The organism is Aliivibrio friggae (assembly GCF_057368515.1).
Genome location: NZ_CM170648.1, coordinates 2,330,737 through 2,356,672 on the forward strand (window position 1 = coordinate 2,330,737; position 25,936 = coordinate 2,356,672).

The following is a 25,936-nucleotide window of genomic DNA, read 5'->3' on the forward strand; positions in this document are numbered from 1 at the left end:
GAGTAAGGGCTTCCGTGCCCTAAAATAAACGATAATCCTTCAAAACCCTAGGGCTTAATCTTCTTTTAGTACTTTCACTGTGTAACTGCCATCTTTTTGAGCATATACACCGTGAATATCAGTTTCAAAGCCTGGGTAATGTGCGCCGATAGCACATAGCATTTCTAAGAAATCAAGTACTGGACGAGACTCTGTTGTTACCATTTCACCTGGAAGTACTAGTGGAACCCCTGGTGGGTAAGGAAGGATCATATTGGCACTTACGCGACCAACCATTTCTTCCAATTTCACTTCTTCCACATTACCGCGTAGCTCTTCTTGCCATGCTGCGTGTGGTGTTACTTTAAGCTCTGGTAATACATCAAACGCTTTAAACATCAGTTCTGGTAAACGGTATTGACGAGTTAGATCGTGAATGCCTTGTGCCAGTTCTTGAATACGCATACCTTCGTAGAAGCTTGGATCTTCGTTGTACAGTGAAGGAAGGAAGTTTTTCACTGTTAAGTTTAGATCAAAGCCACGTTTAAAGTCAGTTAATGCACGCAGTAGTTGCATTGCTTTTGATTTATCAATACCGATAGAGAATAGGAACAATAGGTTATATGGACCTGTTTTCTCTACTACGATACCGTGTTCATCTAAGTATTTAGCAACGATTGATGCAGGAATACCTGTATCACTCATTTCGCTATTTTCGTTCATCCCTGGAGTTAATAGCGTTACTTTGATTGGATCAAGGTACATGTGATCATCATCGATGTCCTTAAAGCCGTGCCATGAATCTTTAGGATCCAGTTTCCAACATTCTGTTGTATCGATGTTTTCTGGTTGCCATACATCAAAGAACCAGCTTTCACTTTCGCCTTGTAGACGTTTGATCTCTTTACGGAAACGAATAGCACGATCAATTGAATCTTGGATTAGTTTCTTACCAGTATTACCACGCATCATTGCCGCAGCGGTTTCAGTTGATGCAACAATACCGTATTGAGGTGATGTTGATGTGTGCATCATGAATGCTTCGTTAAATGACTCTTTATCAAACTCACCTTTTACGTGGATCATTGATGCTTGAGAGAACGCAGCCAATAATTTATGAGTTGATTGTGTTTCATAGAACACTTTACCTGGCATCGCTTCACCACTCATACCACATTTACCTTCGTAAATAGAGTTGAAGTTAGTGTAAGGAACCCAAGCGCTGTCGAAGTGAATGAATTTAGTGTCTAGCGTTTCTTTGATGTATTGAGTGTTGTACAACAGACCATCGTAAGTTGAGTTCGTAATAACTGCATAACCCGGCATTGTTGCGTTTGGTGTTGCTGCTACTTTTTGCTCAATCACTTCACGAGTGAATTCACTTTGTGGAATACCACCTAAAATACCGTAAGCGTTACGCGTTGGACGGAAGTAGATAGGTGTTACATCACTCATCATCATCATATGAGTCAGGGATTTATGACAGTTACGGTCAACAAGTACTGTGCTGCCTGCTGGTGCAGAGAACATACCTACAATCTTGTTTGATGTAGACGTACCGTTAGTTACGATGTAAGAGCTGTCGGCATTAAAGGTACGAGCAATGTACTCTTCAGCATCTTTATGAGGACCAGAGTGATCAAGCAATGAACCTAGTTCAGGCATTGAGATTGATACATCCGCTTTAAATGCATTTGGACCGTAGAAATCATAGAAGATGCTGCCTGCAGGACTTTTTTGGAAAGCAGTACCACCCATGTGACCCGGAGTACAGAACGTATATTTACCTTCTTCAACGTATTTGAATAACGCTTTAGTAAAAGGAGGCATGATTTGGTCTTTATACTCTTCAGTCGCTTGATTAATTTTCAACGCGATATCGTCAGCCATATCTAGGGCATATTCGAAGAAGTGAAGGTTTAGACGTAAATCAGTTAATGAAATATCTAATGTTGAATGTTGGTTTGCAAATGCGTACAAAGGCAATTTTTCATTCAAGGTATTAATTTCAGTACATAGGTCTAGTGAGTATTTATCCCAGTCAAATAACACACCACAAATACGTGGGTTCATTTCGACCATTTTGTATAAATCTTGCGCATCTACTGGGTAAACTACTTTGTAGCCTGCTTTTTCTAAAGAGGCATGTAATTCACGTACTGGCTCTTCTTTAAAGAAAACACCTGAGTGGTTTAGGATAGCAAAAATATTCATTTTATATCTCCAAGACGAAACAAGGCGCTCCCCATCTTTTTGATGGTGAGGTAGTGGAGCGCCTGAGGGTAAATTTATTAAGTTGGTAGCGTTAAGTATTCACGCTATCGAGTGATATTAATGGGCAGCAGCTTCATTGCTGATGTGTTGCTCTGATTGTTTCAAGCCCATTTTTTTTGCGTAGAACATTAAGATAACAAGTGACACGATGAAGGTTGCAGTCAGTGTTGCGCCTTCTGCACCAGCAAGAGCAATCATGCAGAACACACAAGCAATACCAGAGAAGAACATGGTGAAACCGCTGCGTGTTGTCATACCTTCGAATCGAATTAAGTTAATGCTTGAATAGAAGTAAGGAAGCATTGTTAGTAGTACGGCATCAGTCGTTAACTGATTAAATAAGTCAGCAGTATGTGCAGATTGAGAGCTAAATACAGTCAATACAACCATTAGCGCTGTCATTTTTAGCGAGGCAAGTACAAGACCTTTTTTCGCAACACCGTTTTTATCCGTTTCACCGTAGATTTTAGGGAAGTTACCATCGTGAGCGGCACGTTTACCGGCTTCACCAACTAACATCATCCAAGAACCCAGTGATGTGAAACATGCTAGGGCAGTAAATGCAGCAACAAATGGCGCTGACCAGCTACCGAAGATTTCTGTTGTCGCTAGCGCAAATGGTGCGCCTGATGCCGCCACTTCTGCTGCTGGGAACATACCGCTGATCACTTGAGTTGATAGGATATAAATCACACCCGCAATCGCAGTACCAAGCATTGTTGCTAGAGGAACGGTGCGTTTTGGATTTTTTACCATACCAGATGATACCGCTGCTGATTCAACACCAACGAATGACCATAGACAGATAAGAACCGCGCTAATAACAGCGTGACTGCTAGTACCTGAAGATACATTCCAGTTTTGGCTATATAAAGCAGGGTCGAAGTGAGTCCAGCCGACAACACCAGTACCCACAACAGGGATAAGGATAAGACCTAAACCTAAAGTACAAAGACGACTAACCCAGCTACCACCGAGTAAGTTAACTAGAGTAAATAACCATACTGATGCAATCGTCGCGGCAGCTGCAGGGATAGGGTCATTCAAAGCAGGGAAGAAAACAGATAAGTAAGAAACACCAGTAATGGCGATTGCTAAGTTACCAATCCAGTTTGCGTGGTAGTAAAGGACACCAGTTTGGAAACCAAACACCGGTGATACTTCACCAGCATAGGCAATAGGGCCACCTTCTTGCGGATTCTTAGTTGCTAAGCGGGCAAAAACAAACGCCAAACTTAATGCACCCACTAAACAAATGATCCAGCTAAAGATGGATACTGAGCCGACTGCCGCTAATGAAGAAGGTAATAGTGCAATACCACTCCCCATCATGTTGCCGGCAACAACACCCGTACAGGCAATTAAGCCAATTTTTTTTGTATTCGATTCCATAACATCTCCAGGGATTATCGAATGGGCTCTATTATTAGCCCGTTATGCGAAATTTTATTTAAGAGGGCGAGATGCTATTTAAACAGGTCATGCAAACTCTGTTGGGGTAGATAAACAACATCCCGCTCGAATGTTGAGATGAAGATTACGCCCAATGAATCGAAAAAAAATAAGGATAAAGTTATCAATAAAATAATGATAAAAAAATAAGGACATTTACTTGAATTAAAAAAACACAATATAGAAAACAACTTAATTTCAATAGGTTAAGTGATTTCATTTAGGTTTTATTTTAGATTAATAAAAAAGATAAACATCTCAAGGTGCTGTGTTTCCCCTCTTTAATTTAAATGTTTATCTCTTCTTTATAAGGAAAGAGAAAGAACAAAGACCATAATTATTTAATGGGTAATAAATATAAAAATCACAAGACTTAAATTGTAAATCTTTATACACATACGTAAAAAAAGTACGACATATTGTTTCATTATTATTGACTATACAACGCCCACTGAACTATATTAATCGCCGCAAATCCTTAGCAAACGATATTTCATACAACTTTATAACAAGGTTACTTATATTTCTTAAAGATTGGCGATTCGTTATCCATTTTTTAGGAAAAATAAATTAACGATTATTAATAAGGAAATTTCATGACAAACACAGATTCAACGCTAATTGAGTCAATGAACGAGGCATTAATGTCCGTTATTGGCGCGATCAATGGCCTTCTTTGGGGGCAAGTCCTCGTTTATCTTCTTGTTGGTGTGGGTGTGTACTTCACTGTACGCCTTGGCTTCATTCAGCTTCGCCAACTTGGTCATTCAGTTAAAATTTTACGCAGCGGTCAAGAGATCGACAGCGGAATCAGCTCTTATCAAGTATTTTGTACCTCTATGGCAGCTCGCGTGGGAACGGGCAACATGGCAGGTGTGGCAGTTGCATTAACCGTTGGTGGCCCTGGTGCTATTTTCTGGATGTGGGTGATTGCTCTATTTGGTATGGCGACAGCATTCATTGAATCAACACTAGCTCAAGTGTATAAAGTGAAAGACGTTGACGGTCAATACCGTGGCGGCCCTGCTTACTACATGGAGAAAGGTCTTGGTCAACGCTGGATGGGTACGCTTTTCTCTATCTTCCTAATCATTGCTTTTGGTTTAGTATTTAACGCCGTTCAAGCGAATACCATCACTGATGCTCTTAACCATTCATTTGGTTTTGATAAAACTATCATGGGTCTGGTTATTGTTGCTGTTTCTGGCTTCTTTATCATGGGTGGTTTACGTCGTGTTGCTAGTGCATCATCAAAAATCGTTCCTGTTATGGCAATTGGTTACCTTGCGATTGCACTGATTATTGTAGTAATGAACATTACTGAAGTTCCTGCAGTATTAACGCTTATCGTTAAGAGCGCATTTGGTTGGCAAGAAGCGGCGGCTGGTGGTGTTGCATATACTATCGCTCAAGCTATGCAATCTGGTATCGCTCGTGGTCTATTCTCGAACGAAGCGGGTATGGGTTCTGCGGCTAACATCGCGGCAAGTGCTACACCAAATCCTAACCACCCTGCATCACAAGGTTTTGTGCAAATGCTAGGTGTGTTTGTTGATACGCTAGTTATCTGTACGGCTTCTGCTGCAATGATTATGCTTTCTGGCGTAATGGATCAGCCAGATGCTGCAACAGGTATTAGCCTTCTTCAACAAGCGCTAACCAATGAGTTAGGCGGTTGGACAAGCTACTTTATGGCATTGGCTATTCTTCTATTTTGTTTCACTTCTATCATTGCGAACTACAGCTACGCTGAAACAAACGTAATGTTCTTGAATGGTAACTCTAAGAAAGGTCTGTTTGGTTTCCGTCTGTGTGTTCTAGCTATGGTTATGTTTGGCTCTGTAGCCTCACTACCAGTAGTATGGAACCTAGCTGATGCTTCTATGGGTATGATGGCATTAATCAACATCGTTGCGTTAATCCTACTCTCTAAGCTAGCTATCAAAATCATTAAAGATTACGAAACTCAACTTAAAGCGGGTAAAACGCCAGAGTTTGATCGCACTAAGTTCCCTGAGCTTGATGATTTAGACGGTGCATGGCACCCAAAGAAAAAGAAAGCATAATCTTTTTCTAGCTAACATTACTCTTAGCTAAAAACAAAAAGGCCTGTCAAACCTAGTTCGACGGGCCTTTTCTTATCTATCTATCTATCTATGACTAGATTAATCGAATACTACTTGGCTTAATCGCTTTATACATAAAATACGCAACCGTTTCGAGATCACTGTAAAACGCTAAGTTTTCACTCAACATGTATGTCTCTAACGATGTATCCATAAAAAACGCGCGACTATAAGCATCCCCTGCCAAATCTAGATTACCATTCAACTCTTCGAGTTTACCTTCTAGAATATAAGAGAAAGCCGACTCTCTACGCTTAAAAGCTAAGTTAAGATAATGCTGTGCAGCTTCTTTATTATCTTGCTTAATGGCATTCATCGCTAATGCTTCATAAATACGAGCAGGCAATCGTGCATCAGTTTCTAACCCGTATTTCTCCGTAAGGTTCTGACTTAAATTATCAATCTTAATCGTATTATCATTAAGTTCTAACGCCGGATTGAGTGCTGAAAATGCATTATAAGCAATATAAAGCTCAGCAGAAATGTAACCATTATTAGGCTCTGCTGCTGATATCTTTTCTAATAGTCTTATTCCCTGCTCAAACAATCTAGGATCTGGTTGATTAATGTAATGATTCGCTTGAATGAGCATCTCAAGTAACCCTGGCTCTTTTGGTAGCCCTACCATCAAATCATCCATCTGCTCTGTTGATACTTGCACTCCAAGTGCTTTCATCAAATCTAAAGAAGATTGACGCAATACCTGTTCAAGATTTGAGGTTGTCATTCGATACTGGCGACTGAACAATACTTTATTTGATGTATTACTGCGGTATTCAATATCTAAGTAGGTTTTATTCTGTTGCTCCTCTACCCGAACAGCAACCACTTTTCCCGGTAAAATTCCGGTGGTAAATGCTGTTTTATCTATCTGAACACGATAGTCACCAATACTGGCTAAATCTGCCATTAACTTTTGACTGATCCCATCCGCAAGAAACTCAGTTTCATCCTTTTGATTTCGACTCTCATGAAACGTAAATTCAATTAAATCAATATCAATTGCTTTGGTTATATGGGTACTGGTTTGTTGATATGTAGCCGACATGATCACTGCTATTAAAATACAGACAAGAAATGCATCAAACGCGAGTAATTTCCAGCGATAAAAAGAGTTAAAACTCGTTCCTTGTTTCTTTTTCTCGTTTTCAACATCTTTCGATATCGTTGTCATCGCACGAGTTAACGGTCCCGATGGAAAAGAGAGATCGGGCTCTGTCGATGGCTCTTTATCGTCAGTGAGTTCACTATCAATATTCTGTAATTCTATATTATTCGATACTAGTGGCTTTGTTGTTGCAGAGTGGTCGCAAGGCTTCCAAAACTCTGTATTTTCAAAATTAACAATTTGAGTTTCAGCAACCAACTTATAACCACGCTTTGGTACCGTAACTAAATATCTCGCGTTATCTAAGCGTCCATCTCTTAATATTTTTCGTAGTTCAAATATAGACTGAGTTACGACTTGATCCGTTACGAATGCTCCGTCCCAGACGTGCTTAATCAGCTCATCACGACAAAATACTTCACCTGAATGCTGAGCTAAAAACTGTAACAAGTTGACTAAACGAGGTTCGACTGAGACTTCCCTATCTTGGCGATACAACTTATTTTCCTCAACAACCAATGTCCAGTCATTAATTTGAAAACAGATCCCGACCATAAGATACTCATATTTGATTAGATATTAATATAAAACGAATGAAATAAACGCATCAAAAATAATAATCTTTAACGTGATATTTACGTCTATATATAATGAAAAATGGATTATAGATAACCCTTACTCTCTTTTATATGAGATTCCCCTTTCAAAAATGCAATCTTAGGATCCAAGTAAGAATCAGCATTAAAAAAACACCTACAAAATATCAGTAACCAAATGTTTTATAAGGCAAAAAATTACAACCTCTTAGGGTTACATCATGGGTAAACATTTGTCACTTTTTTTATCCACTAGATTAACAGAGCTGTTATTAGTATGAATAAAAGTCACCCAATATGAACACCACGTAAATAGAATATAAATAGATCAAGAAATCTCAACTCGTCATTTTCAAATCATTAAAAATAATAAGGATAAATAAAATCTAAAAAATTATTAATATATCCATCAGTTAAACGTTAATGAATTCGCCATACCTTAAAAATAAAACAAAAAATAAACTGTTGACCTAAAGTTAAGTTCAGGTTTTAGAGTGGACGGACATTAACAAAATAGACCAATGACAAGGAGTCACCTATGACACGATTTGAACACGCTAATATCACTGTACCTAATATCGATGCCGCTACTGCTTTTTTGTTAAACGCTGCGCCTGATTTTCGTATCAAGATAGATAAAACTCCTGATGGTGCTCATCGTTGGGCCCACATAGGCAATGCCAATTGCTATTTTGCTCTGCAAGAGCCACAAGAGATGAGTAATTCAAAAGACACACGCTATCCGTATAAAAATATAGGGATTAACCATATCGGCTTAATTGTTGAAGATTTAGATAAAATCCAGCAAAAATTACTGGCTTTAGGGTATGAGCAGAATGGAGATATCATGCAAGAAAAGCATGGCAGACGCCTATATTTTTATGATAAAGCGCATTTTGAATGGGAATTAGTCGAATACAGCAGTGATAAAGAAGAAGAGCGCTATTGTTATGAATAAAGAATAACTCATTAGAACTGGAGTAAATTCAAAGGAGCTAATGCTGAGATTAGCTCCTCTCTGACACTGTTTGATGTTACGTATTTTTATTAAGGATAAAGTGAGTACTTCCTAACCCTAACATCATGGCAAAGGTGAATATAACGACATCACTATTACCTAAAGCGAGACTCGATACTGCAGGTCCAGGACAAACTCCAGCAATACCCCAACCTAGCCCAAAGATCGCTGCACCTGATAGTAATTTGGTATCAATTTTTTTGCTGGTAGATAAACAAAATTCTTCAGCATTAAGTGGTTTTGTTTTTGGTTTAATTAGCAAGAAATAGGCAGGCATAAATACTAATAGCGCCCCTCCCATTACAAACATTAAGCTTGGGTCCCAGTTACCAGCGACATCTAAAAAACCAATCACTTTAGCAGGGTCAGCCATGCCTGATATTGTCATACCTAGACCAAATAGAAGACCAGAGATAAGAGCAGCTAAACGAAACAATACATTATTCATAACTACCCCTTATTAAAGTACATATAATCGAACAAACACAGTTACCGCAGCAACAAACATAAAGACCGCAGTAGCGACTATTGAGCGAATGGATAAGCGCCCAATGCCACAAATTCCATGACCACTCGTACAACCATTACCTAAGCGAGTGCCAATACCCACTAATAATCCGGCAACGATAAGCATGCTAGTGGTGGTTTCATACTCTTTTGGCACTTCAGCCCCTAAGAAATACACACCAATAGCACCACCACCAACCATACTAAGCACAAACAGCCATCGCCACGCATAATCACGTTTTTTCGGCGTCATTAACCCGGTAAGTACACCACTAATACCCGCAATTTTACCATTGAGTAAAAGTAGTAAAGTTGCAGATACACCTAATAGCATACCGCCAAATAAAGAGCTCCATGGAATAGTCATCATTCTTACTCATTAGTTTGTTTTTTGAACATATTGATAAGAATACGCACGAACCATATATTAGTCAATGCTTATTTAGCTTAAATGAAATTAGCTTTAGCTAAATTTATACTGATATAAATATAGAAAATGAATTAGACACAGTCTCGACACTCGATTCATAATAAGGTAAGTTTAGGAGTATAGACGTATAGAATGCTAGAAATTAAAATAACTTAAGGATAAGTTGTGCCGATAAAAATACCAGACCAACTCCCTGCTGCTGAAGTATTGCGTGAAGAGAATATCTTTATCATGCAAGAGTCTCGTGCCACCACACAAGCCATTCGACCTCTAAAAGTCATCATTTTAAATTTGATGCCAAAAAAGATCGAAACAGAAACTCAATTTTTACGCTTACTTTCTAATAGCCCATTACAAGTGGACGTTGAGCTATTACGCATTGACAATCGCACCAGTAAAAATACCCCGACAGAGCATTTAGATACCTTTTATCGCCAATTTGAAGGCATTAAGAATCGTAACTTTGATGGACTGATCATCACTGGCGCTCCATTAGGTTTAGTGCAATTTGAAGATGTGATTTATTGGGATCACTTACAAACCATCATGACCTGGGCAAAAGATCATGTAACCTCAAGCCTTTATGTTTGTTGGGCTGCTCAAGCGGGTTTAAAACTGCTTTATGACTTGCCAAAGCGGACACGTAAAGAAAAACTCTCTGGGGTATATCAACATAATAACCTTGATCAACACCACCCTATTTTACGTGGTTTCGATGATCAGTTTTTAGCTCCTCATTCTCGTTACGCTGATTTCTCGGCAGATTACCTGAATGAACACACTGATCTGGATATTCTAGCAACATCTGAACAAGCAGGTGTATACCTTGCTTCAACAAAAGATAAGCGAAATGTATTTGTCACAGGGCACCCAGAATACGATTCATTTACTCTGCATAATGAATATATTCGTGATTTAGGTGAAGGGATGGAACCTGTTATTCCTCTCAATTATTACCCAGATGATAACCCTGAGATCTCGCCAAAAGCAACATGGCGTAGCCACGGACATTTGCTGTTTTCTAACTGGCTTAATTACTGTGTTTACCAACAAACACCGTACGATCTTGACCACTTCTCAGAGCAAAACTTCACACGAGACTAGTCTTCTTTGGGTATTAGCGCCGAGTTAATACCCAAACCCCATCATATAATAACCAGTACAATCCGATAGATAGCGCCCATTTTTTCTTTTTTTGATAAAAAATGACCTTTCATTTAATTCAGATCAACCAAGCCTCTATTTATAAAACCAACAACAATCTAAATGAGAACTCCCTCAATTAAACCCTATGAAAAATAAGGTATTAATGCCTGTAGTTGATTTTAATTATAAATTGCATTTATGCAGGTGGTTCTATGTTGTATCTTGAATTTCTCTTTTTATTGCTCGTGCTCTATATCGGGTCTCGATTTGGCGGAATAGGTCTAGGGGTTGTCTCTGGTATTGGTTTGGTGATTGAAGTCTTTATCTTCAAAATGCCACCAACCTCTCCACCCGTCACGGTTATGTTGATCATTTTAGCCGTAGTGACCTGTGCTTCGATATTAGAAGCGGCTGGTGGTTTGAAATACATGCTACAAGTAGCAGAGCGGATCTTAAGAAAGAACCCTAAACGCGTTACTATTATTGCGCCATTTGTCACTTATGCGATGACCTTCTTATTAGGTACTGGCCATGCTGTGTATTCAATAATGCCAATCATTGGTGATGTTGCTCTTAAGAATGGTATTCGTCCTGAACGTCCAATGGCTGCGGCTTCTGTCGCTTCTCAAATTGCGATTACTGCCTCTCCACTTTCTGCTGCGGTAGTTTATTATCTAGCACAACTAGTCGATATCGACGCATCAATCACCCTAATGTCTATCTTAATGGTAACCGTGCCTTCAACTTTATTTGGTACGTTAATGCTAGCACTGTATAGCTTACGCCGTGGTAAAGAATTAGAAGATGACGAAGAGTACCAAGCTCGTTTAAAAGATCCTGTTTGGCGTGAAAAAATCTTAAATACAACCTCGACCTCTTTAGATGAACAACTACCAACAAAAGCGCGTAATGCGGTACTTATCTTTTTAGGTGCTATTGTTTCTATCGTTGTTATCGCAATGTGGCCAGAGGTTAGAACGATCACCGAAGGTGGCGCACCAATCAAAATGTCTGTTGTTATTCAAATGATGATGCTGGCGTTTGGTGGTGTCATTCTATTGGCAACGAAAACCGATCCTCGTGATGTACCTAATGGTGTGGTATTTAAATCAGGTATGGTTGCAGCAATTGCTATCTTCGGTATCGCGTGGATGTCTGATACCTATTTCCAATACGCAATGCCTCAATTTAGAGCGGGCATTGTAGACATGGTTACACTGCATCCTTGGACATTTGCTCTGGCACTTTTTATTGTCTCTGTTGTAGTAAACTCACAAGCAGCAACGGCTCGTATGATGTTACCTGTTGGCCTTGCTCTAGGATTAGAGCCTGCCTTGGTGATTGGTTTAATGCCTGCGGTATATGGTTATTTCTTCATTCCAAATTACCCATCAGACATTGCAACGGTGAACTTTGATAGCTCAGGCACGACTAAGATTGGTAAGTACTACTTTAACCACTCATTTATGTCAGTCGGTTTAATCGGGGTAATTTCTGCCTGTATGCTTGGTTATGTATTAGGCCAAATCGTGATCGGTTAATTAAAGTAGCCATTTAAAAAATAAAAAAGCCCATGCGTATTCTCATACTGCATGGGCTTTGTTTTAGCTTAAGATAATTACATCGATAAACTAAAGAATAGACCCGCTAAACATGCACTCATCAAGTTAGCTAACGTACCAGCCAGTACCGCTTTAAAGCCCATATTCGCTACTTCAGCACGACGCTCAGGAGCCATCACGCCAATAGAACCTAATTGAATCGCAATAGAACCGATGTTAGCAAAACCACATAAAGCAAAAGTAATAATCACTTGAGTATAAGCAGATAATTGGTCTTTATGTTGAACAAAGTCAATGAACGCAACAAACTCATTCAACACGACTTTTTGTCCAATGTAAGATCCTGCCATGATCATCTCATGCTTAGGTACACCTATAACCCAAGCCACTGGTGCAAATAGGTAACCAAATAGCGTTTGCAGTGTAATGCCCGCAAAACCAAACCACTCGCCAACCATTTCTAGACCACTGTTTACCATTGCGATAACACTTACAAACGCAATTAGCATAGTACCTACAGCAACAGCTACCTTCATGCCGTTCATTGCACCACTTGCTAGTGCATCTACTACATTACTTTGTTCGCTTTTATCAATCGTTAGTTCGTGTTGGTCAACTGGTGTTGATTGCTCAGGTACTAGGATCTTCGCCATTAATAGACTACCAGGAGCAGCCATGAAACTTGCCGCGATTAGGTATTTAAGCTCTACCCCTAAACCTGCATAACCACCAAGTACACTACCAGCAACCGATGCCATACCACCAGCCATTACAGCAAACAGCTCTGAACGGGTCATTTGAGCTAGGAATGGACGAATAAGAAGAGGAGATTCACCTTGAGAAAGGAAGATGTTACCAGTTGCGACGAGAGATTCTACTTTACTTGTACCGAGGAATTTTTGAATTGCACCACCAAGAACGGCGATGACTTTTTGCATGATACCTAAATAATATAGAGCAGAGATAAGAGCACTGAAGAAAATAATAATAGGGAGAACGCGAATTGCAAAAATAAAACCACTTGAAGCTAAATCACCAAATAAGAAAGCAATACCTTCATCAGCAAAACCAAGCAAACTGGCTACCCCATTACTTAATCCAGCCAGCGCAGCTTGTCCCCATGGAAAGTAAAGCACCAGAGCGGCAAAAGAAAGTTGTAATAAAAGGGCTCTAGATACGGTTTTCCAATTAATTGCTGAACGTTTCTCAGAGAATACCCATGCACAAAAAATAAGTGCACACATGCCTAATAGGCTAAATAAAATAGTCATCATTGCGCCTATGAAATTTTAGAATAAAAAGAAGAAACAAAAGGGGTTGCCATCGTAGATGACGAGATCGGTGAAGAGTGACTACACCAAGAGGAAGTGATGATAGAAATTAGTATGTTCATTGTTTACCCTTACAAGCTGTTTAACAGTAGCTGGTCCAAGTCCTTGGGGTCATTCACTGTTCCATGTGACGGCTTGTATTGGGGGAAGGAGTATACATACAGTAGATTTAAAATCACGAATTATGTGAGTTAAATCACAAAATTTTACTTATAAGAAAAGCCTTTGCAGCAAATAATCACAAATAAGAAACCAAATATCAACTAGCGTACTGAAATGACACATTCCCAACGAAATTCATACAAGGCCAACTTTATTAGACGTGCTAAAATCATAATTAAGTAATCTACATTAGGCTTAAAAAATGGCAAATCCAGAACATATCGAGAAGCTTGATCTTCTTGATAAACTCAGCGTGATCACTTATCGAGCTGGTATTACTTTATTTTCCTTGGCTTTATTTCTAAGTAGCATCGCTATTGCTGATGATATTTCACTCATTTTACTTAATGGACCAATAAAAGAGCTCGCGCTTATTTTTATTGCCCTCTCCTCAGCAATGAGTGCTGCTAACTTACATGTTTACGACAAGAAAATCAGAATGATCATTACTTGGTCTGCTTGGATAGGGTTAGTGTTATTAATTCAACTTGATAACTCTCAACTACTTTGGCTACCACTGGGCTTTCTTTTTGTGACTTTTTCAGGGATTGCGTTAAAAGAATCATTCTGTTTTAAAGTGATGGGATTAAAGTTAGTTCCTATTCTCTTATGCGTATCTACCTTTATGCTCGCGCTTGAAGTCTGGATTATTCCTATAATTTGCTTTGCTCTCTGCGGAATGATTTTTCTTTTTCTATCAATACAAAAATGGCGAATGCCACTTCATTTTGATATTGGCAATAAAGCGTATTATCAGAATTAACTGAAGCCAAAAATAGAAAAAGCCACAGGACATTATGTACTGTGGCTTTCTTATTATTTCATTATGTATATCAATCTAGGTTGATACTAATCGTGGTTAATATTCTTCAACCGCGAATAACGTTTCCATATTTAGGCCTTGTTGCGTCATTATTTCTCTTAAACGACGTAGCCCTTCGACTTGAATTTGTCTTACTCGCTCACGAGTTAATCCAATTTCTTTACCTACTTGCTCTAGTGTCGCTGTCTCATAACCCAATAGCCCAAAGCGTCGTGCTACCACTTCTTTCTGCTTAGGATTTAATTGACCAAGCCAACCAACAAGTGAAGCATTAATGTCCTCTTTCTGAGTTTCAGCTTCAGGATCAGCATGCTTAGTGTCAGGTAAGATATCAAGTAGTGCTTTATCTGATTCACCCGCAACCATTGAATCTACAGAGGCCACTCGTTCATTCAAACGTAGCATTCGACTTACATCACTAACGGGTTTGTCGAGTTTCTCTGCAATCTCTTCTGGTGTTGGCTCATGATCAAGCTTTTGTGATAACTCACGAGCGGCGCGTAGATATACATTCAATTCTTTTACAACATGGATAGGTAAACGTATGGTTCGAGTCTGATTCATGATGGCACGTTCAATCGTTTGACGGATCCACCATGTTGCATAAGTTGAAAAACGAAAGCCTCTTTCTGGGTCAAACTTTTCAACTGCTCGAATTAATCCAAGATTTCCTTCCTCAACTAAATCTAATAAGGCGAGGCCACGATGGTTATAACGACGAGCTATTTTTACCACTAATCTAAGGTTACTCTCGATCATTCGAGAACGAGCGGCTTCATCACCTTTTAATGCTAGGCGACTAAAGTACACTTCTTCTTCTGCCGTTAGTAGTGGAGAAAAACCTATCTCACCCAAGTAAAGTTGTGTTGCATCCATTACTTTTTGTGAGCTGCTTACCTCAAGACGTTCCGATTCATCTTCCACAATCGCTGATTCATTATCATTGATTGTCTCTAAATCGAATTCTTCAACTTCTTTAGTTACTGCATTGCTTTTACTCATAGCGCCTCCCCATGGCGAGCCAGCAAGACATTACAACTCAGCTATGTCATCCCTGTTAAGGTAAATACCGTTGTGGATTTACCGATTTCCCTCTAAAACGGATCTCAAAGTGTAAACGAACGCTGCTCGTACTTGAGCTGCCCATTGATGCAATTTTTTGTCCTGCACTCACACTTTGACCTTCTTTTACAAACAGTGATTCATTATGAGCATAAGCACTTAAATAGTCGTCGTTATGTTTAATAATTATTAAATTTCCATAACCTCGTAGTGCATTGCCTGCATAAACCACTTTTCCTTTTGCTGTTGAGATGATGTCTTGGCCTCGTTGACCTGCAATATCGATCCCTTTGTTTCCTTGCTCTCCTGTCGAAAACTTAGCAATAATTCGTCCTTTCGTTGGCCATAACCATGAATCTACTTTCTCTGATTTTTGTGGTACTGGTTTTGGCTTAGGAACAGGCTTTGGTTTTGGTTTAACAACCGGCTTAGGCTTAGAAGATGTTACCGATTTGTTATTATCAACATACTCCTTAGGTTTAGGGTTTTCAACCTTTTTCGTGCTTGTTTTTTGTGCTGAGGAGGTAGTAGAGCTCTTAGCTGCTGTTGATTTAGAACTACTTACCGGTTTATCAGCGACTACAGGAACAACCGCAACTGCTGTTGCAGTGGTCGTTGGGGAACCGTTCTTTTTATTTACAAGATGGCCATCATCACCATAAGCTGGGGCAACATATTTAGGTCCCCATAATTTAATTTTTTGTCCTGGATGAATTACATAAGGGGCTTTTAGCTCGTTATAAGCTATCAGTTCTTTAACATCTTTATTGGTAACATAAGAAATGAAATATAACGTATCCCCTTTTTCTACTCGATAATAACTGCCTCTATAGCTGCCGCGTTCTGCTCCTCCGTATGAAGTAGAAGAGCTATTAACACTTGATACAGGCGCAGGGCGATGTGGTCCCATAGAGCAACCAGAAAGCAATAAACTAAATATTGCAGCCATTAGCCACAAACGAGAAGAGATAACTGTCATTTTATTCATTATTATTATGCTAATTCACCTGCTACCAATGGAACGAAACGCACCTCTTCGATGGCTTCTGAGTAAAACTCATCACCCTGACGAACAATACGATATAAATGCTGTGTTTCTTCGCCAATAGGGATCACAAGTCGGCCACCCTCTTTTAATTGCCACAATAAATCATTTGGAATTGATTCAGCGGCAGCAGTAACAATAATCGCATCAAAAGGGCCTTTATTTGCCCAACCTTGCCAACCATCAGCGTGCTTAGTCGATACGTTATAAATATCCAATTGCTTTAATAAGCGCTTGGCATTCCATTGAAGCGATTTGATCCGTTCAACTGAGTTTATATGATCAAGCAATTGCGCCAACACTGCGGTTTGATAACCAGAGCCTGTACCAACTTCTAGTACATTAGAGTCACGCTGTAATCCTAATAGTTCAGTCATTTTCGCAACAATATAAGGCTGAGATATGGTTTGTCCCTCACCAATAGGCAATGCGTTATTTTGATACGCTTGATGTCCTAATGCTTCTGGAATAAAACGCTCTCGCGGCAATGCTCGAATAGCAGCCAAAACTTGCTCATCTTGAATACCTTGCTGGCGTAAAAACTGTTCAAGTAATTCAGCGCGTGAATTAGTCATTATTTGGCACTCTCTATTGATAACCAATCAGCCATCATAGTTAATGAATCATGAGCGGTTAAATCAACTTGTAACGGCGTTATTGATACCTGATTATGCTTAACGGCATAAAAATCCGTTCCTTTACCAGCGTCTTGCTTTTTGCCAGGAGGACCTAACCAATAAATGGTTTCTCCGCGAGGATCGGTGTCTTCAATCATACTTTCTGAATGATGTCTTGCACCTAAGCGGGTCACCTCCCAAGAAGAGAGTTGAGCATATTCACAATCAGGAACATTAACGTTGAGTACTCTTTTCTTTGTTAACGGTTTTTCTAAATGGTTCTTAACCAATGTTAAAGCAACTTGAGCAGCCGTATCGAAATGTGTGCGTCCAACTAAAGATATCGCTATTGCGGGTAACCCTAGAAAATGCCCTTCTGTTGCCGCCGCTACGGTACCTGAATAGAGTGTGTCATCACCTAAATTTGCACCATGATTAATGCCTGCAATAATTAGATCAGGTAAGTTATCTTTCATTAATTCATTCAACGCAAAGTGCACACAATCGGTTGGTGTTCCTTGCACTGAATGAATATTATCCGCTATTTGACGAACTCGAAGTGGTGATTCCAAAGTCAGAGAATTTGATGCTCCAGAGCGATTACGATCAGGCGCTACAATGGTAATATCGGCAATATCCGAAAGCACATTTGCAAGCGTGTTTATTCCCTCAGCAAATACTCCATCATCATTACTTAGCAATATACGCAATTTACTCACTCAACTCTCCACTTCTCATTCTAAACGGTATTAAGCGTATGTACGCTCTACTTCGATTTCTTGCAGCAATTCACGCACAATCACAGTTGCAAAACTGCCTGATGTTAAAGAGAAACTCAGCGTTAACGTATCGCCTTCAGAAGACCACGTTAAATTCTCAGGATGTAATTCAACACTGCGACGTTCATGACGCATGCGGTTACCACAGATCAGCGCCATTAAATCAGGTTCAGCATCCAACTGAGGTTGCTCAAACGTAAGTGCTTTATCTGTCGTAGGAAGTTGGTTATCACCTGCTAGTGCAGCAGAGATAGACAATTCACCATTTTGAATTTTTTGAATGCTCTCTTCTGATGTCACATTCTCATTTACAATACGATCATTTTGATCTAGTAGAATATCACCATCAACAGGTTGAGAGAAGTAACCCTCTGTTATTCTTTGAGAAACAATATGATTGAAAATCCAAGAACGAGCAGCAGACAGGTAGAAGCTACGCTTAGTATTATCACGAGTGCGCACATTTTCACGGCCCCAACGGCGTGCTTCTGTTACGTTATTACCTTCATGACCAAAACGCTGAGCACCAAAGTAGTTTGGTACACCAGTTAACTTCACTTTTTCTAAACGAGCCAATACATCTTCCATGTCAGTCACTTCAGTTGCAATTAACTGAAAGCTGTTTCCTAGAAGATCACCTGGACGTAATTTTTTGTTGTGGCGTGTCATTTCTAAAATTTCAACACCTGGGTGTGTCGCCTCAAATAAGGCAAATTTAAGATGATCGCTTTTTGGTAAGTGAACACTTAACCATTGCTCTGTCACTGCATGACGATCTTTTAAGCCAGCCCAGCTGATGTCTTTTGATTTTACACCACAAAATTTAGCTAATTCATTGGCAACATATTTGGTATTTTCACCCGTTTTACGGATCTTAACCATTAGATGTTCACCTTTACCAGTGAACGAAAAACCTAGCACTTCTTTTACAATGAAATGCTCTGGTAGTTGCTTTAATTTACCTGTTGCTACTGGTTTTCCGTATAACCACGAAAAATTAGACATGATGTCTGACATAGAATGTATCTCTAATTAATAAGATGTTTTAACTAACAGCACCACCGCTTCACAAGCGATGCCTTCTTTTCTTCCAGTAAAACCTAAACGCTCTGATGTGGTTGCTTTCACGTTTACATTGTCTACACTGGTTTCTAAATCTTCAGCAATTGCACTACACATTGCTTCTATATGCGGTGCCATTTTAGGAGCTTGAGCGATGATAGTCACATCTGCATTACCTAAAACTAATCCTTTTTCTTTTACTCTGCGGTATACATCTCTCAACAAAGCTCGGCTATCAGCCCCTTTCCACTTGTCATCGGTATCAGGAAAGTGTCGTCCGATATCGCCTTCTGCTATTGCGCCAAGTAATGCATCACACAACGCATGAAGTGCGACATCACCATCTGAATGTGCAATTAAACCTTGCTCATAAGGAACACTGACACCACCGATAATGACTGGGCCTTCGCCACCAAATTTATGTACATCAAATCCGTGTCCAATTCTCATTATTTGGTTTCCTTTTTCATTTTGTGAAGATAGAACTCAGCTAAATCAAGATCTTCAGGTTGCGTGACTTTTAAGTTATCGGCACGCCCATGAACGAGTTTAGGCTGATACCCCATTAATTCGATAGCGGAAGATTCATCAGTAATCGATAAACCTTTTTCTAATCCTGTTTTTAATGCCGAATACAACAGCTCTGTTATGAAAAGCTGCGGGGTTAATGCATGCCATAACACACTGCGGTCAATGGTGGTTTCAATGGTCGACTCTGGATTGGCTTGTTTCATTGTATCCCGTACAGGAGAAGCCAGAATGCCTCCAATATGATGAGGGATAACTTCAGTGATCAATTTTTCAATGTCATTATGTCGAATGCAAGGACGCGCAGCATCATGCACCATTACCCACTCACTGAGTTGATGTTCTTTTAAATATACTAGGCCAGAAAGTACAGAATCTGCTCGTTCTATGCCTCCTGATACACGTATTACCCGCTTATTTTTTGATATTGGCAATTCATCAAAGTAAGGGTCGGTATCACTAATAGCCACTATCACTTTATCAATACTAGGAAAAGCCAGTAATTGCTCAATGGTATGTTCTAAAATGGTTTTTCCATCAAGTAATAAATACTGTTTTGGGCGATCCGCTTTCATACGGCTCCCCACTCCAGCAGCAGGAACAATAACGCTAATTGAAAAATCAGAAATTATAGACATCAATTATCCCTCACTGTCTTCATCAATAATTCGATAAAAAGTTTCGCCTTTTTTTATCATTCCCAACTCATGCCGAGCTCGTTCTTCTATCGCTTCTGAGCCTTTTTTTAAGTCATCAATCTCAGCAAACATCTGCTCATTACGGTTTCGTAATCCTTGATTAACCTCTTCTTGTAAGGTGACATCATCAGATACTGTTGCATAATCCGACAGGCCATTCTTACCAAACCATAACGTCGATTGAAGCCAGCCTAAGGTGATCAGTAATAAAAGGGCAAAAGCGCGCATGATTGCTCCACAAAATTGGCAATGATAAAAGAAAGCTAACTATATCAACCCCTCATTAGAACTTCACTAGCTGTCTAGCGGAAATAAAAAAAACCGCCTCAAATGAGACGGTTTTTGTATCAAAATTCTAATCGAACGATTAAAGAATTAAGTCATACTCTCAAAAAATGAGATTATTGACCTTTAACTTCTTTAAGACCGTTGAATGGCGCTAGTTCACCTAGAGCTTCTTCGATACGGATAAGTTGGTTGTACTTAGCAACACGGTCAGAACGGCTCATAGAACCAGTTTTGATTTGACCTGCAGCTGTACCAACTGCTAGATCAGCAATTGTTGCATCTTCAGTTTCGCCAGAACGGTGAGAGATAACTGCTGTGAAACCAGCATCTTTAGCCATCTTGATTGCAGCTAGAGTCTCTGTAAGTGAACCGATTTGGTTGAACTTGATAAGGATTGAGTTAGTGATGCCTTCTTCGATACCACGAGCAAGAATCTTAGTGTTTGTAACGAATAGATCGTCACCAACTAGTTGAATCTTGTCACCTAGAAGTTCAGTTTGGTGCTTGAAGCCAGCCCAATCAGATTCGTCTAGACCATCTTCGATAGATACGATTGGGAATTGCTCAACAAGACCAGCTAGGTAATGGTTGAATTCTTCAGCAGTAAATTTCTTACCTTCGCCTTTAAGGTCGTAGATACCGTCTTCTTTGTTGAAGAACTCAGAAGCAGCACAGTCCATAGCAAGAGTAACGTCTTTACCTAGCTCGTAACCAGCAGCTGCAACAGCTTCTGCGATAACTTCTAGCGCTTCAGCGTTAGATTTAAGGTTAGGAGCGAAACCGCCTTCATCACCAACAGCAGTGCTGTAGCCTTTAGACTTAAGAACTTTAGCTAGGTTGTGGAAAACTTCTGCGCCGATGCGTAGAGCTTCTTTAAGCGTTTTAGCGCCAACAGGTTGAATCATGAATTCTTGGATATCAACGTTGTTATCAGCGTGCTCGCCACCGTTGATGATGTTCATCATTGGTAGAGGCATAGAGAATACGCCTGGAGTGCCGTTTAGGTCAGCGATGTGAGCGTAAAGAGGCATAGACTTAGCAGCTGCAGCCGCTTTAGCATTCGCTAGAGAAACAGCAAGGATTGCGTTAGCACCAAAGTTTGCTTTGTTTTCTGTACCATCTAAATCGATCATGATTTGGTCGATTTCAGCTTGGTTTTTCGCGTCTTTGCCGATTAGAGCTTCTGCGATTGGACCATTTACAGCTGCGATAGCTTTAAGAACACCTTTACCTAGGAAACGAGATTTGTCGCCATCACGTAGCTCAAGAGCTTCACGAGAACCTGTAGATGCGCCAGATGGAGCAGCAGCCATACCTACAAAACCACTTTCTAGGTGAACTTCAGCTTCAACTGTTGGGTTACCACGAGAATCGATGATTTCACGACCTAGAACTTTAACGATCTTAGACATTGTGTTTCCTCTACTTTATCTTTAATTTAAAAGCTAAAAATAGCTACTACAACATTGAGCAGCTATCCGTAAATCCTATTACTTTTCGAATTCACCGCGAGCATTTTCGCCTGCTGCTTTAACAAAACCTTCAAATAATGGGTGACCATCACGAGGTGTTGATGTGAATTCTGGGTGGAATTGAGCAGCCACAAACCATGGGTGGTTAGGAAGTTCAATAATTTCCACAAGCTTCTTATCAGCTGATAGACCAGAAATTTTAAGACCGGCTTTTTCAAGCTGAGGAAGTAAATTGTTATTTACTTCATAACGGTGACGGTGACGCTCTTCAACAGTTGCGTTACCGTAAAGCTCACGAGCTTTAGAGCCTTTTGCAAGGTGACATAGCTGAGAACCAAGACGCATTGTACCGCCTAAATCTGATTTCTCAGTACGCTCTTCAACATTACCTTCGCCATCAATCCACTCAGTGATTAGACCAACAACAGGGAATTTAGTGTCTTTAGAGAATTCAGAAGAGTGAGCCCCTTCCATATTAGCAACGTTACGCGCATATTCAATCAGCGCAACTTGCATACCAAGACAGATTCCTAAATATGGTACTGCATTTTCACGAGCGTATTGAGCAGCAAGGATCTTACCTTCAATACCGCGGTCACCGAAACCACCAGGAACTAGAATTGCATCTAGACCTTCTAGGATTTCAGTTCCTTTAGACTCAACATCTTGTGAGTCTACATATTTAATAGTGACGTTTAGACGATTTTTCAAGCCCGCATGTTTTAATGCTTCATTTACTGACTTGTAAGCGTCTGGTAATTCAATGTATTTACCAACCATACCGATAGTAACTTCACCAGTTGGGTTAGCTTCTTCATAAATTACTTGTTCCCACTCAGACAGATCCGCTTCTGGAGCTGTGATACCAAAGCGTTGACATACTAATTCATCAGTACCTTGCGCTCGGATTAGTTGTGGGATTTTATAGATTGAATCTACGTCTTTCATTGAGATAACAGCTTTTTCTTGTACATTACAGAAAAGAGCAATTTTCTTACGTTCGTTTGCTGGGATAACACGGTCTGAACGACAAACTAGGATATCTGGTTGGATACCAATAGAAAGTAGTTCTTTTACAGAGTGTTGAGTCGGCTTAGTTTTAAGCTCACCCGCTGCACCTAAATAAGGAACAAGAGTTAAATGCATAAACATTGTGTGTTCACGGCCTAGCTCAACAGCAAGTTGACGAATCGCTTCCATGAATGGTAGAGATTCAATATCACCAACAGTGCCACCAACTTCTACGATTGCAATATCATGGCCTTCAGCGCCAGAGATAACACGTTCTTTAATCGCATTCGTGATATGAGGGATAACTTGGATAGTTGCACCTAAATAATCGCCACGACGTTCTTTACGTAGAACATCTGCGTATACTCGACCAGCTGTAAAGTTATTACGCTTAGTCATTTTGGTGCGGATGAAGCGCTCATAGTGACCTAAGTCTAGATCTGTTTCTGCGCCGTCTTCCGTGACGAATACTTCACCGTGTTGAGTTGGGCTCATAGTGCCTGGATCAACGTTGATGTATGGGTCAAGCTTCATCATAGTGACTTTTAAGCCACGAGCTTCAAGAATAGCTGCTAATGATGCTGCTGCAATACCTTTACCTAGTGAGGATACAACCCCGCCAGTTACAAAAATGTAATTCGTCGTCATACGTTACCTGAAATTGGTGTAATGAGGAATAAAAATGGATTTCATCTGGACGGGAAGTGAATATACCAGAACCGCTTTATCGCCACAACGTGAAAAGTATCACAGTTAATTGATTTATTTTTTGCTCCAAATCAATTCCGCTCACTTCGCTTCACATTTTCCCATTCTGAGTCTAGTTCATTTAAATCACATTGCTCTATTTTTTTATTCTTTTTGGCGACGTTCGCTTCAATTTGACGAAAACGACGTTCAAATTTATCATTTGCCTTGCATAAAGCTTGTTCAGGATTTTTTCCTAAATGACGAGAAAAATTTACTGTCGCAAAAAGTAAATCACCTAATTCTTCTTCAAGCTTCTTCTCATCTCGTGGATTTTTCAGTGCTTCCTCTAGTACCTCTGCAACCTCTTCATTTACCTTATCGGCAACCGGTTGCAACTCATCCCAATCAAAACCCACCTTTGCACACTGCTTCTGGATTTTATTTGCTCGTAATAAGCCCGGTAAGGCACTAGGAATCGAATCTAAGATGCTCTGCTGTGCTTGTGACGGGCTATCTAACTCTTCTTTTACCAACCGCTCTTGTTGCTTCACTTTATCCCAATTCGCTGTTATCTCTTCTTCTGATGAGAACACTTCATCACTAAAGACATGAGGGTGCCTACGAACTAATTTTTCATTTAATGTATCAAGCACATCATTAAAATCAAACAAACCGTCCTCTTTCGCCATTTGAGCATAAAAAACAACTTGGAATAGTAAATCACCTAACTCTTCTTTTAAGTTATCCCAGTCCTTCTTATGAATGGCGTCCACCACTTCATAAGTCTCTTCTATGGTGTGAGGAATAATAGAATCAAAGGTTTGCTTTCTATCCCACGGGCAACCAGATTCTTTGTCACGTAGTTGTGTCATGATTGAAAGCAATTGTTCAAGGTTATTTGAAACTGTAATAGATTTACCTTTGATTAAAAACAAAAAAGCGATGACCATTATAGTCATCGCTTTTTCAAAATTCATATACCTTAATACTAAGGTAGCTTAACTTTTTGCTTCATAAAGCCTAGCCTAATAAGCTCATTGCCATGCTTGGCGCTTGTTTTGCTTGTGCTAGGATTGACGAACTTGATTGACTTAAAATTTGCGTCTTAGTTAAGTTCGTTGTTTCTTTAGCAAAATCTGTATCTTTAATTTGGCTATTTGAATCCGTGATGTTTTCGTTAATGTTTGTTAAGTTTTTAACTGCACTTTCAAAACGGTTTTGGAATGCACCTAATGAAGCACGATTACCATCAACGTATTCTAGAGCGGCATCAATCACATCAATTGAACGCTGTGCGCCACCAACGGTTGTAAGGTCCATAGATGCAACTGTATCGTCCGACTCGCCACCCATTTTTAATTCATTTGCTAGAGAGCCATTGAACTCTAATGGAGAAGAGATAGTTTCGCCTGACATGAACACTTGAAGTACGCCATCTTCAGTCACTGAAGCACTTAGTTCGTTCGTTTGACCATTAATGTACGTCGCTAACTCTTCAATATCATCACCTGCTTTTGCTGAGATGTTGATTTCTTGAGGATTACCGTTTTTATCATTGTATGTCACATTAAACTGCGTGTTTTCTGCACCTACTTTCCAGTTGATATCGCGACCTTCTTCAGCGAAGTAAGATTTACCACCCATTGTCGACTCATCAGCACGCATGCTGTTTAGTGTCATTGCCACTGCTTCACCTGAATCAGCACCAATTTGGAAAGATTTTGTACCAAACTCACCGTTAATTAAACGAGTACCACCAAAAGAAGTGGTTTCAGCAATACGATTCAGCTCATCAGTTAATGAACTTGCTTCTTCTTGCATCGCTTTACGGTCAGCGTCAGTATTTGAGCCATTTGAAGATTGTAGCGATAAGTCACGTAAACGTTGAAGTACGTTGGTCGTTTCTTTCATTGCGCCTTCTGCCGTTTGCGCAATTGACATACCGTCATTAGCGTTACGAACAGCAACATCTAAACCACGAGTTTGTGCTGTCATACGATTTGAAATTTGCAGACCAGAAGCATCATCAGCAGCGCTGTTGATTTTTGAACCTGAAGACAATTTCTCCATTGAATCAGTTTGAGCAGCAGTTGCATTATTCATGTAACGTTGTGCTGTCATTGCTGAGATGTTTGTATTTACTGAAATTGACATAATGTTTGCTCCGGTC

Annotated in this window: 23 protein-coding genes; 5 read left to right on the plus strand and 18 right to left on the minus strand. The window is 39.8% G+C overall.

Annotation, left to right across the window (positions count from 1 at the left end):
• Positions 1 to 54 precede the first annotated feature (54 nt).
• Positions 55 to 2,193, minus strand: a complete 2,139-nt coding sequence (locus tag AC2INI_RS10855; protein ID WP_486304829.1) for a lysine decarboxylase CadA — start codon at positions 2,191 to 2,193, stop codon at positions 55 to 57.
• Positions 2,194 to 2,310: 117 nt separating this feature from the next.
• The gene (gene cadB / locus AC2INI_RS10860; protein ID WP_122036361.1) at positions 2,311 to 3,645 is read right to left on the minus strand and encodes a cadaverine/lysine antiporter; all 1,335 of its coding nucleotides are present in this window, start codon (positions 3,643 to 3,645) and stop codon (positions 2,311 to 2,313) included.
• A gap of 656 nt (positions 3,646 to 4,301) precedes the next feature.
• Here cadB and AC2INI_RS10865 point away from each other — a divergent pair.
• Positions 4,302 to 5,771, plus strand: a complete 1,470-nt coding sequence (locus tag AC2INI_RS10865; RefSeq protein ID WP_122036359.1) for an alanine/glycine:cation symporter family protein — start codon at positions 4,302 to 4,304, stop codon at positions 5,769 to 5,771.
• A gap of 94 nt (positions 5,772 to 5,865) precedes the next feature.
• Here the strand turns inward: AC2INI_RS10865 and cadC are convergent, their stop codons facing one another.
• Entirely contained in the window at positions 5,866 to 7,494 is a 1,629-nt protein-coding gene (cadC, locus tag AC2INI_RS10870; RefSeq protein WP_486304830.1) for a lysine decarboxylation/transport transcriptional activator CadC, read from the minus strand.
• Between the two features lie 579 nt (positions 7,495 to 8,073).
• On the opposite strand from cadC, the gene AC2INI_RS10875 reads away from it, so the two are divergent.
• The gene (locus AC2INI_RS10875; RefSeq protein WP_122036355.1) at positions 8,074 to 8,493 is read left to right on the plus strand and encodes a VOC family protein; all 420 of its coding nucleotides are present in this window, start codon (positions 8,074 to 8,076) and stop codon (positions 8,491 to 8,493) included.
• A gap of 76 nt (positions 8,494 to 8,569) precedes the next feature.
• Here the strand turns inward: AC2INI_RS10875 and AC2INI_RS10880 are convergent, their stop codons facing one another.
• Both AC2INI_RS10880 and AC2INI_RS10885 read right to left on the minus strand, forming a co-directional pair.
• Positions 8,570 to 9,001 carry a DUF6691 family protein gene (locus AC2INI_RS10880; protein ID WP_486304831.1) on the minus strand — a complete coding sequence of 144 codons (432 nt, stop codon included), beginning with the start codon at positions 8,999 to 9,001 and terminating at the stop codon, positions 8,570 to 8,572.
• A 12-nt stretch (positions 9,002 to 9,013) separates the two neighbouring features.
• Positions 9,014 to 9,427, minus strand: coding sequence for a YeeE/YedE family protein (locus AC2INI_RS10885; protein WP_486305723.1), 414 nt, complete (start codon positions 9,425 to 9,427; stop codon positions 9,014 to 9,016).
• A 228-nt stretch (positions 9,428 to 9,655) separates the two neighbouring features.
• Here AC2INI_RS10885 and metA point away from each other — a divergent pair, with 228 nt between their 5' ends.
• Positions 9,656 to 10,594 (plus strand): homoserine O-acetyltransferase MetA, encoded by a 939-nt coding sequence (metA, locus tag AC2INI_RS10890; protein ID WP_122036350.1) that lies wholly within the window; start codon positions 9,656 to 9,658, stop codon positions 10,592 to 10,594.
• 254 nt (positions 10,595 to 10,848) lie between these two features.
• Positions 10,849 to 12,177, plus strand: a complete 1,329-nt coding sequence (locus AC2INI_RS10895; RefSeq protein WP_122036348.1) for an anaerobic C4-dicarboxylate transporter — start codon at positions 10,849 to 10,851, stop codon at positions 12,175 to 12,177.
• 77 nt (positions 12,178 to 12,254) lie between these two features.
• Here the strand turns inward: AC2INI_RS10895 and AC2INI_RS10900 are convergent, their stop codons facing one another.
• Positions 12,255 to 13,469: a NupC/NupG family nucleoside CNT transporter gene (locus AC2INI_RS10900; RefSeq protein WP_122036345.1), complete on the minus strand. Its 1,215-nt coding sequence runs from the start codon at positions 13,467 to 13,469 to the stop codon at positions 12,255 to 12,257.
• 424 nt (positions 13,470 to 13,893) lie between these two features.
• On the opposite strand from AC2INI_RS10900, the gene AC2INI_RS10905 reads away from it, so the two are divergent.
• Positions 13,894 to 14,454 (plus strand): DUF2301 domain-containing membrane protein, encoded by a 561-nt coding sequence (locus AC2INI_RS10905; RefSeq protein ID WP_122036343.1) that lies wholly within the window; start codon positions 13,894 to 13,896, stop codon positions 14,452 to 14,454.
• 96 nt (positions 14,455 to 14,550) lie between these two features.
• On the opposite strand, the gene rpoS is transcribed toward AC2INI_RS10905, so the two are convergent.
• The 12 genes from rpoS to AC2INI_RS10965 form a co-directional block, all read right to left on the minus strand.
• Positions 14,551 to 15,516, minus strand: a complete 966-nt coding sequence (gene rpoS / locus AC2INI_RS10910) for an RNA polymerase sigma factor RpoS (protein WP_122036341.1) — start codon at positions 15,514 to 15,516, stop codon at positions 14,551 to 14,553.
• 55 nt (positions 15,517 to 15,571) lie between these two features.
• Positions 15,572 to 16,555 (minus strand): peptidoglycan DD-metalloendopeptidase family protein, encoded by a 984-nt coding sequence (locus tag AC2INI_RS10915; protein ID WP_162922570.1) that lies wholly within the window; start codon positions 16,553 to 16,555, stop codon positions 15,572 to 15,574.
• 14 nt (positions 16,556 to 16,569) lie between these two features.
• Positions 16,570 to 17,196, minus strand: a complete 627-nt coding sequence (locus tag AC2INI_RS10920; protein ID WP_122036337.1) for a protein-L-isoaspartate(D-aspartate) O-methyltransferase — start codon at positions 17,194 to 17,196, stop codon at positions 16,570 to 16,572.
• Positions 17,196 to 17,948, minus strand: a complete 753-nt coding sequence (gene surE / locus AC2INI_RS10925) for a 5'/3'-nucleotidase SurE (protein WP_486305724.1) — start codon at positions 17,946 to 17,948, stop codon at positions 17,196 to 17,198. Before surE ends, AC2INI_RS10920 begins: the two co-directional genes overlap by 1 nt.
• A gap of 39 nt (positions 17,949 to 17,987) precedes the next feature.
• Complete coding sequence (gene truD / locus AC2INI_RS10930) at positions 17,988 to 19,034, minus strand: tRNA pseudouridine(13) synthase TruD (protein ID WP_122036332.1); 1,047 nt, start codon at positions 19,032 to 19,034, stop codon at positions 17,988 to 17,990.
• A gap of 15 nt (positions 19,035 to 19,049) precedes the next feature.
• Positions 19,050 to 19,529, minus strand: a complete 480-nt coding sequence (gene ispF, locus AC2INI_RS10935) for a 2-C-methyl-D-erythritol 2,4-cyclodiphosphate synthase (protein WP_122036330.1) — start codon at positions 19,527 to 19,529, stop codon at positions 19,050 to 19,052.
• The gene (gene ispD, locus AC2INI_RS10940) at positions 19,529 to 20,245 is read right to left on the minus strand and encodes a 2-C-methyl-D-erythritol 4-phosphate cytidylyltransferase (protein WP_122036328.1); all 717 of its coding nucleotides are present in this window, start codon (positions 20,243 to 20,245) and stop codon (positions 19,529 to 19,531) included. Before ispD ends, ispF begins: the two co-directional genes overlap by 1 nt.
• 3 nt (positions 20,246 to 20,248) lie before the next feature.
• Entirely contained in the window at positions 20,249 to 20,533 is a 285-nt protein-coding gene (gene ftsB / locus AC2INI_RS10945) for a cell division protein FtsB (protein ID WP_122036326.1), read from the minus strand.
• 173 nt (positions 20,534 to 20,706) lie between these two features.
• Positions 20,707 to 22,005 (minus strand): phosphopyruvate hydratase, encoded by a 1,299-nt coding sequence (eno, locus tag AC2INI_RS10950; protein ID WP_122036324.1) that lies wholly within the window; start codon positions 22,003 to 22,005, stop codon positions 20,707 to 20,709.
• 78 nt (positions 22,006 to 22,083) lie between these two features.
• Positions 22,084 to 23,724 carry a CTP synthase gene (gene pyrG, locus AC2INI_RS10955; protein WP_122036322.1) on the minus strand — a complete coding sequence of 547 codons (1,641 nt, stop codon included), beginning with the start codon at positions 23,722 to 23,724 and terminating at the stop codon, positions 22,084 to 22,086.
• A 131-nt stretch (positions 23,725 to 23,855) separates the two neighbouring features.
• Positions 23,856 to 24,716, minus strand: coding sequence for a nucleoside triphosphate pyrophosphohydrolase (mazG, locus tag AC2INI_RS10960; RefSeq protein WP_486305725.1), 861 nt, complete (start codon positions 24,714 to 24,716; stop codon positions 23,856 to 23,858).
• Positions 24,717 to 24,786: 70 nt separating this feature from the next.
• On the minus strand, positions 24,787 to 25,920 hold the full coding sequence (locus AC2INI_RS10965; RefSeq protein WP_122036320.1) for a flagellin: 1,134 nt from the start codon (positions 25,918 to 25,920) through the stop codon (positions 24,787 to 24,789).
• Positions 25,921 to 25,936 lie beyond the last annotated feature (16 nt).

Bases quoted from the DNA above. Each gene is read 5' to 3' on its own strand.
- rpoS (WP_122036341.1), bottom strand. From the start codon at position 15,516: ATGAGTAAAAGCAATGCAGTAACTAAAGAAGTTGAAGAATTCGATTTA.
- ftsB (WP_122036326.1), bottom strand. From the start codon at position 20,533: ATGCGCGCTTTTGCCCTTTTATTACTGATCACCTTAGGCTGGCTTCAA.
- AC2INI_RS10915 (WP_162922570.1), bottom strand. From the start codon at position 16,555: ATGACAGTTATCTCTTCTCGTTTGTGGCTAATGGCTGCAATATTTAGT.
- cadC (WP_486304830.1), bottom strand. From the start codon at position 7,494: ATGGTCGGGATCTGTTTTCAAATTAATGACTGGACATTGGTTGTTGAG.
- AC2INI_RS10965 (WP_122036320.1), bottom strand. From the start codon at position 25,920: ATGTCAATTTCAGTAAATACAAACATCTCAGCAATGACAGCACAACGT.
- AC2INI_RS10905 (WP_122036343.1), top strand. From the start codon at position 13,894: ATGGCAAATCCAGAACATATCGAGAAGCTTGATCTTCTTGATAAACTC.
- ispF (WP_122036330.1), bottom strand. From the start codon at position 19,529: ATGAGAATTGGACACGGATTTGATGTACATAAATTTGGTGGCGAAGGC.
- AC2INI_RS10920 (WP_122036337.1), bottom strand. From the start codon at position 17,196: ATGACTAATTCACGCGCTGAATTACTTGAACAGTTTTTACGCCAGCAA.
- AC2INI_RS10885 (WP_486305723.1), bottom strand. From the start codon at position 9,427: ATGACTATTCCATGGAGCTCTTTATTTGGCGGTATGCTATTAGGTGTA.
- AC2INI_RS10875 (WP_122036355.1), top strand. From the start codon at position 8,074: ATGACACGATTTGAACACGCTAATATCACTGTACCTAATATCGATGCC.
- ispD (WP_122036328.1), bottom strand. From the start codon at position 20,245: ATGTCTATAATTTCTGATTTTTCAATTAGCGTTATTGTTCCTGCTGCT.
- AC2INI_RS10855 (WP_486304829.1), bottom strand. From the start codon at position 2,193: ATGAATATTTTTGCTATCCTAAACCACTCAGGTGTTTTCTTTAAAGAA.
- cadB (WP_122036361.1), bottom strand. From the start codon at position 3,645: ATGGAATCGAATACAAAAAAAATTGGCTTAATTGCCTGTACGGGTGTT.
- AC2INI_RS10900 (WP_122036345.1), bottom strand. From the start codon at position 13,469: ATGACTATTTTATTTAGCCTATTAGGCATGTGTGCACTTATTTTTTGT.
- pyrG (WP_122036322.1), bottom strand. From the start codon at position 23,724: ATGACGACGAATTACATTTTTGTAACTGGCGGGGTTGTATCCTCACTA.
- truD (WP_122036332.1), bottom strand. From the start codon at position 19,034: ATGTCAGACATCATGTCTAATTTTTCGTGGTTATACGGAAAACCAGTA.
- AC2INI_RS10880 (WP_486304831.1), bottom strand. From the start codon at position 9,001: ATGAATAATGTATTGTTTCGTTTAGCTGCTCTTATCTCTGGTCTTCTA.
- eno (WP_122036324.1), bottom strand. From the start codon at position 22,005: ATGTCTAAGATCGTTAAAGTTCTAGGTCGTGAAATCATCGATTCTCGT.
- AC2INI_RS10865 (WP_122036359.1), top strand. From the start codon at position 4,302: ATGACAAACACAGATTCAACGCTAATTGAGTCAATGAACGAGGCATTA.
- AC2INI_RS10895 (WP_122036348.1), top strand. From the start codon at position 10,849: ATGTTGTATCTTGAATTTCTCTTTTTATTGCTCGTGCTCTATATCGGG.
- mazG (WP_486305725.1), bottom strand. From the start codon at position 24,716: ATGGTCATCGCTTTTTTGTTTTTAATCAAAGGTAAATCTATTACAGTT.